At 35.1% G+C, this 12,381-nt stretch carries 12 protein-coding genes; 4 read left to right on the top strand and 8 right to left on the bottom strand.

The features are described from left to right. Positions 1-822 precede the first annotated feature (822 nt). A complete protein-coding gene (locus ACZ5XX_RS07575) occupies positions 823-1,071 on the top strand; it encodes a glycosyltransferase (RefSeq protein WP_464586319.1) in 249 nt (82 codons plus the stop codon). A gap of 339 nt (positions 1,072-1,410) precedes the next feature. On the opposite strand, the gene ACZ5XX_RS07570 is transcribed toward ACZ5XX_RS07575, so the two are convergent. The 3 genes from ACZ5XX_RS07570 to ACZ5XX_RS07560 form a co-directional block, all read right to left on the bottom strand. Beyond that, positions 1,411-2,235: a CDP-glycerol glycerophosphotransferase family protein gene (locus ACZ5XX_RS07570; protein WP_464584065.1), complete on the bottom strand. Its 825-nt coding sequence runs from the start codon at positions 2,233-2,235 to the stop codon at positions 1,411-1,413. Further along, positions 2,226-2,372 carry a hypothetical protein gene (locus ACZ5XX_RS07565; RefSeq protein WP_464584063.1) on the bottom strand — a complete coding sequence of 49 codons (147 nt, stop codon included), beginning with the start codon at positions 2,370-2,372 and terminating at the stop codon, positions 2,226-2,228. Before ACZ5XX_RS07565 ends, ACZ5XX_RS07570 begins: the two co-directional genes overlap by 10 nt. A 333-nt stretch (positions 2,373-2,705) precedes the next feature. Next, complete coding sequence (locus tag ACZ5XX_RS07560) at positions 2,706-2,918, bottom strand: hypothetical protein (protein ID WP_464584061.1); 213 nt, start codon at positions 2,916-2,918, stop codon at positions 2,706-2,708. Positions 2,919-3,448: 530 nt separating this feature from the next. On the opposite strand from ACZ5XX_RS07560, the gene ACZ5XX_RS07555 reads away from it, so the two are divergent. The 3 genes from ACZ5XX_RS07555 to ACZ5XX_RS07545 all read left to right on the top strand — a co-directional run bounded on the left by ACZ5XX_RS07555 (position 3,449) and on the right by ACZ5XX_RS07545 (position 6,467). Continuing rightward, positions 3,449-5,590 (top strand): DUF2206 domain-containing protein, encoded by a 2,142-nt coding sequence (locus tag ACZ5XX_RS07555; RefSeq protein ID WP_464584059.1) that lies wholly within the window; start codon positions 3,449-3,451, stop codon positions 5,588-5,590. 127 nt (positions 5,591-5,717) lie between these two features. Next, positions 5,718-5,942 (top strand): hypothetical protein, encoded by a 225-nt coding sequence (locus ACZ5XX_RS07550; protein WP_464584057.1) that lies wholly within the window; start codon positions 5,718-5,720, stop codon positions 5,940-5,942. Positions 5,943-6,248: 306 nt separating this feature from the next. Then, entirely contained in the window at positions 6,249-6,467 is a 219-nt protein-coding gene (locus ACZ5XX_RS07545; protein WP_464584055.1) for a hypothetical protein, read from the top strand. A 269-nt stretch (positions 6,468-6,736) separates the two neighbouring features. Here ACZ5XX_RS07545 and ACZ5XX_RS07540 read toward each other — a convergent pair whose 3' ends face one another. The 5 genes from ACZ5XX_RS07540 to ACZ5XX_RS07520 form a co-directional block, all read right to left on the bottom strand. Beyond that, a complete protein-coding gene (locus ACZ5XX_RS07540; protein ID WP_464584053.1) occupies positions 6,737-7,318 on the bottom strand; it encodes a hypothetical protein in 582 nt (193 codons plus the stop codon). Positions 7,319-8,247: 929 nt separating this feature from the next. Then, positions 8,248-8,757: a class I SAM-dependent methyltransferase gene (locus ACZ5XX_RS07535; protein ID WP_464586315.1), complete on the bottom strand. Its 510-nt coding sequence runs from the start codon at positions 8,755-8,757 to the stop codon at positions 8,248-8,250. 347 nt (positions 8,758-9,104) lie between these two features. After that, positions 9,105-10,289 carry a glycosyltransferase family 4 protein gene (locus ACZ5XX_RS07530; protein ID WP_464584051.1) on the bottom strand — a complete coding sequence of 395 codons (1,185 nt, stop codon included), beginning with the start codon at positions 10,287-10,289 and terminating at the stop codon, positions 9,105-9,107. A gap of 5 nt (positions 10,290-10,294) precedes the next feature. Next, positions 10,295-11,740 carry an alkaline phosphatase family protein gene (locus tag ACZ5XX_RS07525; protein WP_464584049.1) on the bottom strand — a complete coding sequence of 482 codons (1,446 nt, stop codon included), beginning with the start codon at positions 11,738-11,740 and terminating at the stop codon, positions 10,295-10,297. Next, positions 11,737-12,063, bottom strand: coding sequence for a nucleoside/nucleotide kinase family protein (locus ACZ5XX_RS07520; RefSeq protein WP_464584047.1), 327 nt, complete (start codon positions 12,061-12,063; stop codon positions 11,737-11,739). The genes ACZ5XX_RS07525 and ACZ5XX_RS07520 overlap by 4 nt, the downstream gene beginning before the upstream one ends. Between the last annotated feature and the right edge of the window lie 318 nt (positions 12,064-12,381).

Below are 12,381 nucleotides of genomic sequence, written 5' to 3'. Positions count from 1 at the left end.
CGGATCCTGGATAAAATGCCCAATTAAATGTTCGTTTATTCAACATAAATGATCCTTGGATAGCCATTTTGATAGAACATTAGCAAGTGGGCCATGCAAGCCTGCGCCCAAAGCCAAATCACACAAAAAAGTGGAGGAAAAGCTACACCAAAAACCAGATAACAATAAACACACAAAAACAGGTGTACTCTTTCAATGTACTTCCAGGGACCCATAGACACGACTCAAAAGACGCGATACCCACTAAAGCAGAAAAGTATAAGCCAGTGGGGTTTTTCAGTATGGACAGGTGACGGGAAAGAAATATATCGCGTTTATAATTTGAACTGGAAGCAAACAGCATGAATACCAGCCAAAAAAAAAGAACATAGGGAAAGGCAAATGTTCTTAGTGATGCTAGAATTCTGCAAGGAAACCATTATACAACCAAAGAAACATCATGGAAACAGCCACGTCAGTTTTGAGGAAAGTAATAGACGATAAAAATTATTCAGGAGTAAATGGCAAATATACAGTGGAAACACAAGCTCAAAGACATTTACATATACATGCACGTAAAAACCCTCATCAAAATAAAGAAAATATGATTTCTACAAAGCCCTTAATTTATCAATTAAGGAATCCAATTTACATAATTCGCAAGCCAGACCAAGAGCATGAAACTACGTACTCCCACTAGAGTGACTCACAAAACTCATTAATATAGGAGAGACCTTCACAACATTTGAAGAGGAGATAGTTGCAGTGGTCGTGACTTACAACCGAAGAAATTATTAATTGAATGTTTGGGGGCTAAGGAGGTAGACAAGGCCTCTTAACGCTATTTATATTATTGATAATGCATCGACTGATGGAACACCACAGCTGCTGCAAGAGCAAGGTTACATAAAAACCCAAGAAAGTGAGATGACAAAAATAGAAAACCTTCATGATGGTAGGTTAATAAAAGTGGTTTATGTGCGCATGAGGGAAAACGTTGGAGGGGCGGGCGGTTTTCATGAGGGCGTGAAAAGAGCTTACAATGATGGCCACGACTGGATATGGCTTATGGACGACGATGCTGAACCTTAAACGACAGCCTGGAAAGATTACTAGATTATGCAAATGAAAAATATTGCTGTCCTTTGTTCAATTATCATATAGGATGGAAACATTTATTTCAATCATCGAGAGTATCTAAGAATAGGTTTCCTGCACATTGGTATCCTTTTAAAAGAGAGTGTTACAACAAATGGATTGTTGAAATGATGTTGAAATTTTTGTAGGCTTTTTAATAAACAGAAAAAAGGTTATGGAGGTTGAATTACCTAAAAAAGAGTTTCCCATTCTTTTTGATGACGTGGAATATTCGTTAAGGCTTAGAAAATCTGGCAAAATATTCCGACAAATTGATAAAAATAAAATGATCTTTCATAATTCATCTTCGAAGACGATCTTGTATATTCTTTCGGCAGAATTACCATCCTTGTAATAATTTACGAGCTCGTTTATGGTTCTTCTCTCTTTTTGATAATATTCAGGGTCTTTTATGTTTTTTTCCAGTTCTTCTAGAAATTCATCAAAATTTTTAACTTTAGGGTCTGGCGTCCAAAACTCATAAGATTCTAGTGCGAAACCTCTCTTCTTGCGGTATTCGTCAAGATCGGGAACAGCAAAAATTATAGATCTGTCAAGAAGTAAAAAATCAAAGTATACTGAAGAATAATCCGTTACAAGAACATCTGCGCAACTAAGGATATCATAAAGGTCCATAAAATTCTTTTGTAACATTTCACTTGTAATAAGTATGGCGTTATTCATTTTTTTAAAATAAGGCTTGGTTATGGACTCTTCAAAGGGGTGGAACCTAGCTAGTAAAAGGATTTGATTGGAGCGAAGGAATTGACTGAAAACTTCTCTATTAAAGTCTGGGAAATTAAAATTATAGCTGATAAGTTCTCCGTTAATCTCTTTTTGGGATCTTCTAAATGTAGGTAAAAACAAAATAACCTTTTTATAGTCATTTAAATTAATATTTAAGAGTCTTTCAAGGTCTTTATTAGAATTTTTGAAAAGTTTGTCATTCCTGGGCTGACCCGTTATAAAAATTCGCCGTGGATCTTGGTTAAAACAAGCTGCAAGAGCATTCCTCATAACAACAGAAGTCGCAAAAAGATAATAATTTTTATCATCTGAAGAATAATCTAACAGAAAATTATCATCTTTTCTAACATAACTCAAAGCTTTTAAAGGCATTCCATGCCAAAGATTAACAAAAACCTGCCACTTCCTGAATTTTCTAAAAAATCAACTACTTTCGTTATCATCATATCCCACTTATTCTTTTTTATCCCTGCTGAATAATCAAAGTTTTTCTTAGTTTCTGGTTTCACTCTTTTAACTTTCGTCTACGATTTTAAATTTTCCATTTCAACTTTAATTTTACTAAGTTTAAAGGGAACTATGGATGTATCATTCCCAGTTCCCCAAATTACATGTTGCATATTTGTCATGCCAGAATTTCTGATGTTATTTTTTCCTCTTTTCTGATCAATTCTACTATTGTTTACGGTTTTTTCACCAAACTCTCTATTTTACAGATCGCTGTTACCTCAGCTTCTTTTGATGTTTTTACATGATGGGAAGTGAATTGTATTAGCAGCTTGGCCTTGCTCCAACAACAGCTATTCCTATCTTCTTCATAGAAATCACCAATAATCTCTTTTTTATAAAAGTTTGGCCTTGCCTAAAAATGATGTTAAAATGTATAATAAATTTGTGAATCCTTTTACTCCAAAATAACTTTTATATTCGTGCATCGCCAATTCTAGGCCAACATTTTCCCCGTATTTTATAATTTCTTTCTTTGTGTATTCTCTGAAATGTCCGGGGTCATCTTCTCTACGAATCTCTTCATATGGATGTAAACCCAAAATCATCTTTATCTCCTATAGCAACGGCATTAGGTGTTTGAACAATAAGATAACCTCCACTTTAAACCAGACTTTAAAAATTTAAAGACATGCTTTGGGTGCACATATAAATGCTCTAATACTTCGGCGAATATTATCAGGTCAATTTTTGGCAATTTAACCCATTCCTTAAGGAATTTGCAAATTTAAATCAAAAGATGATATGGGAGACCCTCTGAGGTATTTCAACGATGTCAAGATGCGTTCTTAAAATGGGAAATCCCAAATGTTGTCAAATTTTTATAACCCCTTGTAGTAGAGTAATGCTGTCAAAGAATTCTTCCAACATCTAAGATCTTTGAAGTCATGCAAAGCATATTCTTTTAAAAAGCATAAAAGGATAACTGTACCCATGTGAAACTTGAAATACTTCAAAAGTATAATCCTCAAGCTCTTGTAATAGTACCCCCAGTCCAAGAATATATCAGGTGTAAAAAATATATATGGGTGTAGTGGGATTATCATTATGGTGGTACTTTTGTCGATGATCATATTTCATGTTTAGTGGGGGAGGAGAGCAGGTGAGACGGGATATCCTTTATATTCTGATGTTGCTAATACTTACAGATATTGTTATTTTGGCTGATGTTCCCTTTTTAAGGCAATCTTTGCCATTTCTCTTCTTTAGCATGGTCCCGGGTTACTTGTTAATTAGGGGTTTGGATGTTAAGCCTCTTGAGAATTTTGTTTTGTCTGTTGCATTGAGTCTTGCTCTTGTCATGTTTGCAGGGCTTTTTGTGAATAGTCTGTATCCCTTGATCCCGAAACCTTTAAGTTTGGTTCCATTGTTGGTTTCGTTGAATATTCTCGTGATTATTTTATTGTGTGTAAGATGGAAGGGTGAAGGCGACTTTTCATTTGCTGGGGAGTGGAAAAGCTTGCTTTCGCCGGTTGCGGTTTATCCTCTTTTTTTACCTGTTTTAACAGTGCTTGGATCATATATGATGAATTATTATTCCAATAATATTATCTTACTTTTTGTGTTGTTTAGTATACCAGTATATGTTCTTGCTTTGGCCTTTGAGAAAAGGGTTCATCCTATTGTTTATCCTCTTACATTGTGGTGTTTTGGTTTTTCTCTTCTTGCCTTGAACACTTTACCATCTAATTATATTATTGGAAGAGACATTCACTGGGAATATTATTGTTTTAAGAGGAGTTTGATTAATCATCATTGGAATATCTTTGATCCATATCATGCTTATAATGGTTGTTTGAGCCTTACAATATTGCCAGCTATTTACAAGTACTTGTTGGGCGTCTCCCCCATACTTGTATTCAAGTTTTATCATCCTATGATTGGGGCCATTGTACCATTGCCTATGTATGTTTTTTCGAGGAGAATCCTCCACAGCAGGAAGATGGGATTCTATGCCACTTTACTCTTGATGTTCCAATTTGCCTACACTTATATGGGGCAATATCAGCGTCAGCTTATTGCATTTATATTTTTCGCGGCCGCCATCATGATCTTAACATCCTCTATAAAGGAATCTTATAAGAAAGCTCTTTTCATAATATTCATCATATCAACGGTTTTTTCTCATTACACTTCAAGTTATGTTTTTTTCGCTATCGTGGCCTTACCACCATTCATTATATGGGCAAGCAGGCACTTGAAGGGAATTAAATTTCCATGGAAGTATACAAGGACCTTCTCGAGTAAGAACCTGGCCATTTTCTTCTTTGTTTTCATGTTTTTATGGTATGCACAGCTTACAGGCCCCATATTCAGACACACTTCCCATGTTATTATCGAAACTTTTAAGAGTATGGCGAATTTCTTTTCCTTGGAACTTAGGAATTATTCAGAACAGGCGGTGCTTGGCATTGGTTTGGCGCATTTTCCCAACTTCTTAAGCACCTTTGTCCATGATACCATCTTCCTGATTATTGGAATCGGAGTACTGGCATTATTCTTCAGACAAGACTATCAGAAAAGATACAGGGTAAATGATGAGTATATCGCCTCCACTCTAGTAATCTTGGCTATCCTCGCATCATTTGTCATCATACCCTATGTCTCAAAAGCTTATGGGGGTACAAGATTATTTTCACAATTACTCGTGATATTGGCGCCTTGTTTCATAATAGGGGTGAGATTCATAACAGATCATGCAAAAAAACTCATTAAATCCAATCAGAAAAAAGTGATGAAAATTATCATATTAACACTTTTAATTTTAGGATTTTTATGCACAACTTATCTACAATATGAGCTCTGTGGCATACCATACTCCTATGCCTATGACAACACCGGAGAGAGAAGATATGAAACCTTCATCTATGACAGTGAAGTTACAGGCGCAGCATGGCTAAATTATCATGGCAACAAAAGTTCAACCATACATACCGACAGAGTAGGCGACCACAGAATCCTACTAGGCTTCGACAAAAAGCCGAGAATGGACCACTTTTTCTTCAATAATACAGGCCCATTCACAAAAGGCGATTACATATATTTAAGACATCTTAACATAAACGAGGGTCTCATATTCAAGGACACGCCAGGTAGACCTCCAAGGTTTATTAATGGTAAACTGAAAATGGATAATGTGGAGCCATTAACCAAATATCTTGGGCTATTCACAGATAAAAGCGTTATCTATGACAATGGAGGCTCAAAGATTCTAATTTAATTAAAAACGCCCCATACGATGGGATAAAAATGAAAAACTCCCAATAAAGCAGCTCATAACCTCACAGAAAACGGCCCGCAGTAATCCCCCCATATGAAAGAGCAGAAAATTGAAGGTGAGAATTTTTATGAAGAAAGTTATGAAGGTATATGGAAACAGGTTTGAATGGGGGGTTGTCCTTTCGACTTTGAAATTTCTTTATTCTGTAGTTTATTATTGGATTGGAATTTGGGAAAATTTCACAAAATTGAGAAGATTTTCTTCAAATGATCCCAGATACGTTTTTTTGATTTTATCGCAGAGAAATTTCCAGAAGCATTTAAACCACAACAGAGAAGAGAAGAATTTATAGGCTTATTAAGGGTTTTTAGGGAGAATAATCCAGATTGTGTGATGTAAATTGGCACTGCAAAATGCGGAAGCCTATTCTGCTTTTGCAAATTAGCCCAAAAATAATGCTAAGATAATCAGCGTTGATTTACCGCCTTTAGCCTACGAACTATTATAGGAAATATTTCAAATACTTCACAAAAAGAAAGCTCCATTTATTAAAAGGAGACTCACATAAAAAATGAAACCCTAAAAAAGGGTTAAAGAAGTGCTAAACAACGATAAAATAGCTTTTCTTTTTATCGACGCCGACCATAGCTACAAGGGCGTGAAAAAGGATTTCGAAATGTATTCTCCACTAGTCAAATCTGGTGGTATTATCGCTTTCCATGACATCGCTCTCCGAGGTGCGGGAGTGGAAAAGTTTTGGAATGAAATAAAAAAGAATTCAATTTACAAAGAAATTGGAAATATAGGTGTAATATATAAGTTAGAGGGGGGAATAAAAGCTTATGAGGGATATGATGTATCCAATATTCATGAGTAGGTTAATTTTTTATATTCTATCTGGTGCCAAGAAAGTTTTTACAGCAAGCAAGAATTCCCCTTAAAACTCTATGTTTACTTTCAGGGCTTCTTGATGAATCTGATATCACATTAAGATCTTGGAAAAGTACAGTTTGGCAGAAAAGATAGAAGAAAACCTTTTACAGACAGTTATAAGCGCATGCTCCTATAATTTAACAGTTACACAAAAATCCGCTTTTAATAAAATTGAATGGTATAAAACTCGAAAATTATTCCCGTCATGTTTTTTCACTTTGCGATCCATAGTAGTGTTCTGGCGATTATGGTTCCGAACCATACTGATGTGAGGATAATGTATGCTGTTAGGCCTGATAGGCTCATCGCCATTTTCAGGTATACTAGAAATGCGAGTGTTCCCACGAAGATTATCATTGGGATTTTAATGTCGATGATTTCGTCTTCTGGGTCAGTGAGTATCACCATCTTTTTTAATAGCCTGGTGTGGTATTTCTCTGTTCGTCCCCGTATACTGCAGAATACTTGTATATTGTCTATGGTGTCGAGGAAGATTCGCATTGTACTCTTGGACATCTGTTGTAGGTCGTTGAAGACTATTAGCACTTTTTTGTCCTTTGTTTTCTTTTTTATTTCTTGTATGATTTCGTTTGTTGTGTATTTTTTGTATATTGTGTTTCTTGCTGTTTTTGTCAATTTTGAAAGTATTTCCGATGCCACTTCCTTCGCCGGGTTTATATGTTCCAGGAATATTTTTTCATGGCCTGTTTCCAGGTCCAGGTAATCTTCTATGTTTTTGTATCGAACCGCAACATGCTCACCATCCTGTATGTGTAGGAGTATTTTCTTTTTCAATTTTGATCCACCCCCGCACAAAAATAATACTATTTTTTAATTTTATATTAAAACATTTTTTTGGGCCCAAAAAATTAGGATTAGTATTATGGGGTATTACCAAGGAGGGGTGGTTTTAGGGTGACATCGGCTTTGACACCCTATGACACCAGCCAAATTATCTTGAATTAGAACAGGAATCATTGACCATGACAGGGTGATTTTTTCTTCTTTTTTGTCACTTCCCACCCTAACATCCACATTAACAAAACAAAGTATTCTACGACCTTTTTGACTGGTGTCAATTTTCAAATCCCACCAATATATATAATATTTTTTCACCCCTAGCGTTTCCTCTCTTATCTCATACCCCTCTCACTCTATGTGTATTAACACTATTTTGTGGGGGGTGTGTGATCACACTTTCAAGATCTTGTGTCATGTATGTGTCAGATGAAAGTGCGGATTAATGGGCGGGTGGGGATGGTCTCCCCTATTTTTGAATCCAGTTTCTTGGTTTAGTAAAAAAAGAGGAGATATGGAGACTACCAGGAATTTGTTGAATGTAATGAATTGGTATTTGGCTATAGTAAGTGATTAATGGCAAGTATTTTTTTGAAAAGAGTGATTGACGGTTATAGCTTTTGATATGGGTACGGGAAATTGAGGCTAGTTGGTGTGGATTCTTTAAAAATAGGGTGCATCCAAATGGAAAATATGATGGGAGAGGCTGGGATGATCAAGCGCTGAAATGATAGAAAGTCTAATATAATAAAAATGGTGGAATAGCTGGTCGTTGCTTCAATTTTGGTGAGATGAAAACATATTATTCCTTGATGGGAGAAGATTTTTAACTCCCTATTGGAACTTTTTTCCTTTTTGGAGGATGCTTCATCATCTAATTTGGGTTGTCATACTCACCCAATTAATAGCTGCGCCACTATTTTCTTTCAGATTACAAAATTTTCATGTAGCTTTTTATTGCATGGAGCGGGTTTTTCAAAATCGTGATTGAGGAATAGTATTCCTATGCCAGCGCTGCTATTTTCTTTTAAGATTTCCTTATAATTGAATTGTCTTTTTGTTTCGTCCCAGAATTTTTTGACACCTAGCTTGGCTATGTCATGGAATGCTATGATCCCGCCAGGTCTTAGTAGGGGAGAGTACATTTCGAAATCCTTTTTCACGCCCTTGTAGCTATGGTCGGCGTCGATAAAAAGAAAATCTAGAAATTCACCATCTAGGATTTCCTTGACTTTTTCTAGGGTCTCCTTTCTATGCGAATCTGCTTTTAAAAGGTGCAATTTCTGCCCTCTTTTTGTGAAATATTTAAAAAATCGTCTATATCTAATTTCATAAGCTAATGGAGGTAAATCAATACTAATTATCTTTTTGGCATTAGGGGCTAATTTACAAAAGCAGAATAGGCTTCCCCCTCGGTATGTCCCAATTTCCATAATGTTACGAGGTTTCTTTTTTTCGAAAATTTTTAACAGTTCTAAGAATTCACTCTTTTTTTGCTGCGGCTTGAAAACTCCAAAGAATTCTTCTGAGATAAAATTAAAAGCATCTTCAGCATCCTTTGGAACAAAATCTTCAATTTTTGAAAATCTTCCCTCAGAATACTCAGAATAATATAATATAAGAGAACTTCACGAACAAATCTTAAGGTAGCTTTGATAAGGCCTATGAAACCTTGATCTTTATAGACTTTTTTTATTTTTCTAGCGAACAATCTAACCACCTTGTTTTTTTATTGGGACTGAGAGGATTATCGTATTTAGGGATGTTCAATGTTTTGCGGTTTTTATGTTAAGCTCCTATAAATCTCCTCCAACTTATCTATATGCTTTTTTATATCATATTTCTTGCTTGATTTGTAAGCTCCCATTTCAAGTTTCCCCAGGATCTCCGGATCCCCTGAAAACTTATTTAATACCTTTGCAAGTTCGTTATCATCTCCTGGTTCAAACAGAAAACCATTATATCCATGTTTCACAAGTTCTGGTATCCCCCCAATCCTGCTTGCAACAACAGGCGTCGAATGCATAAAACTTTCTAGTATAACCATGCCAAAAACTTCATGCCCTATTGATGGTACAACAGTAACATTTGCCATCCTGTACATGTCCATGAGTTCCTTGCCAGTGAGAAATCCGTGGAATATTATCCTTTCATCATCTTTTGCAAGTTCTTTTAGCCTGTCCTCATCTGGGCCTTTCCCGAGGATGTGAAGCCTCAAGTTATCTTCTTTAAGTTTTTTAAATGCTTTGATGAGTATCTGCGGTCCTTTATGCTTTGATAGTGAACCAACGAATAAAATATCAATGTTGTCATAGTCCTTTTCTATTCTTTTCCTTGTCTCTACCGGATTAGGTAGGACAATCCTTTTAACATTATTGAATAGTCTTCTTGATTCTAGCTTTTGGAGGACGAAATTTGATGGTGCTGTTACAATATCGGGTTTATCTTGGATTAAGGATTTTTGTATTTTGTTGTATATTTTGCATAGTATTCGTGGATTTTCGCATATTTCTCCTTTTTCATTGAGTAGGTTTGCTCTTATACAAATGCTTGAATAGTCGTGGGCTGTGAAAACTATTGGTATTTTAAGATCCTTGGCAGCCTTGAATGCTAGGGGCGATAATCCTTTATAGTTATTTATGTGTGCAATATCTGGATTTTCGTCTTTTAATATTCCCTTTATGAGCCTATATGAATGTAAATTAAATAAATCCAAGGAATGATAAACTATTTTCGACAGGAGAGGTTTTTTGAGGGATTCGTAGGCATTGTAAATGTTAAGTGGTGATATTCTATATATTTTCACATTATTTATTTTTTCTGCGTAATTTTGGTTTTTGGGCGCTGGGGTTATAACAAATATTTCATGGCCTTTTTTAGCGAGTTTTTCTGCGATTTTACCGACATAAATTTCAGCCCCTCCCCTTACGAAGGGTTTGTAAAAGCGGCTTATAAAACATATTTTCATGTTGATCATTCCATTTCAAGGAATTTAGATATTAGGGGAGCTATGTCCATTAATTCTAAGTTCTTTGTTAAATCAAATTCTATTTTTTCATTATATATGAGTAATACTGGGGTTTCCATCCGATGATTTCCTGAGTGTAGTTTGTGTGATCTACTTTTTGAAAATATTTTTTCATTTATTTCTAATCCAGCACCCCACCCTTCCTTTAGTTTAAAAACGATATCTGGGTATTTGTTAATATATTTACCATTGTAAATTTCTTCTCTTCGTTTAGCCCATTCCACAAGCTTCCCGGAATTTCCAGGGTTTTCGATAGATAATAATATTTTAATAATTTGGTCTCTTAGGCTTTCATATGAAGAATCATCTACGATTTTTTTGTTTATTTTTATTCCAGCGTAGCTATAGGCTTTTATACCCCCTGAAGGGTCTGATAGATAGGCAATACTTTTATTATCAATTGGGGTTATGTTCGTATAAAAAGATAATCCTTGTGGGAATAATTTCAAGAATATAGATGCCATTTTTCCAATTATTCTATATTGATCTATAACTGATAGAATTGCATTCTTCATTTTATCTATGAAGGTATTTTCGAAACCTATCATTTCTTTTTTCTTTTTTAAAAATCCTTTTTTCCTTAATATTTCATTTATGTTAACAACTTTGGCTGGTCTCATTGCATGTCCATGATCGCTCAAAACTATTAACACGGTATCAGAATCAATGATTTTGAGAAATCTTCCTATCACATTTTTATCATAAAATTTGTAGAAATCGGGAATTACATTTTCATAAGGATTACCCTCCCAATAGAAAGGATCCTCCCTATCGTAATACATCCAAAATAGATGTTGTATGTTATCTAGTGAAGAAGAATAGAAAAAATAAAGATCCCAATTAAAGTCTCGACACAACTGACTCGCTAATTCAACTTCATTTAAGATAACTTCCTTTGTTGGTTCTATCATATCTCCAACATTTACAGGATATGATGTCATGGGCTCTAAACCTGAGAGATCATATTTTGTGGAAATTTCTTTAGGCCAAGTTTGAATGTCGAATTTCTTGATATCAACTTCTGTTGTTCTTCCGATCATTATACCATTGACAGGCCATACCGGATATCCAAGATGTGGGAAAAGAACACAGACTTTTTTTCCTTGTTTTCCTGCAATGTCCCAAAAAGTTTTTCTGGAAATATCGTTTCCTATGTAACTTCCATAGCGAGATTTGCTAAATGGATCCTTGAAGAAAACCATTCCATGTTCTGCAGGGTTTTTACCTGTGTAAATTGAAGTCCAAGCTGTGGGAGAATCAGGAGGAAACACTGAAGTTAATTTTATGAGAGGAGATCTTTCTCTTAATTTCTTAAAATTAGGCAAGTCTTTTTCAAATTTAGTTAATAATTCATTATCTAATCCATCGATACCAATTATCATTACCTTCATTTCAAGCGCACCTCTTCAGAAACTTTTTTTTCAATGAATCTTTTTATTTTTTTTAGATCTTTGTTGCCATCCACTCTTATCATATTATATTCTGAGGCTATGAATTTGTATTTGGAGGCTCGTTCTTCCAAATATTTTAATGATGGCGTGTCATCTTTTCTTTTGAATGCTATATTCTCGGGGACGTCTATGAAAAATGACAGTGTTGGTTTTGGGAAGAAACGGAAAAACTTGTCAATTTCTTTTTCCATGTCCTTATTTGAGTATTCCATGTCCACGGCAAAATCATTTATGACAGTGTCAAAAATGTATCTATCACACACAATACTATTTCCCATTACCCATGGAATCGTAATCTTTAAAAACAGTTGTATTAGATAGTCCAAGAGCATTATAAAAAAATAAATTTTGAATAGGAGTGGATGTCTCTTTACCTTATTCCTTTTTTGATTGGAGTAACCCATATAATCTCTAAACATGTCGCTCTTTCTAAGGAACAGTTTTCTGCCAAGGAAGATAAAAGGCTTTAACATTAGGGGCTCTAATCTTCCATAAACATAATTACATTTAAAACCATGCCCTCTAAGTATATTTGTTATATATTTAGCAAGTGTGGTTTTACCAGAACCGTCGATTCCGCT

Source organism: Methanothermobacter crinale, from assembly GCF_055397825.1.
The sequence above is the reverse complement of the archived record's forward strand: the minus strand, read 5'-3'. Positions and strand labels throughout refer to the sequence as shown.

What these genes read in the sequence shown, in the direction of transcription:
- ACZ5XX_RS07570 (WP_464584065.1), bottom strand. Translation starts at nt 2,235, where the DNA reads ATGCCTTTAAAAGCTTTGAGTTATGTTAGAAAAGATGATAATTTTCTG.
- ACZ5XX_RS07560 (WP_464584061.1), bottom strand. Translation starts at nt 2,918, where the DNA reads ATGATTTTGGGTTTACATCCATATGAAGAGATTCGTAGAGAAGATGAC.
- ACZ5XX_RS07555 (WP_464584059.1), top strand. Translation starts at nt 3,449, where the DNA reads ATGTTTAGTGGGGGAGGAGAGCAGGTGAGACGGGATATCCTTTATATT.
- ACZ5XX_RS07550 (WP_464584057.1), top strand. Translation starts at nt 5,718, where the DNA reads ATGAAGAAAGTTATGAAGGTATATGGAAACAGGTTTGAATGGGGGGTT.
- ACZ5XX_RS07530 (WP_464584051.1), bottom strand. Translation starts at nt 10,289, where the DNA reads ATGAAAATATGTTTTATAAGCCGCTTTTACAAACCCTTCGTAAGGGGA.
- ACZ5XX_RS07525 (WP_464584049.1), bottom strand. Translation starts at nt 11,740, where the DNA reads ATGAAGGTAATGATAATTGGTATCGATGGATTAGATAATGAATTATTA.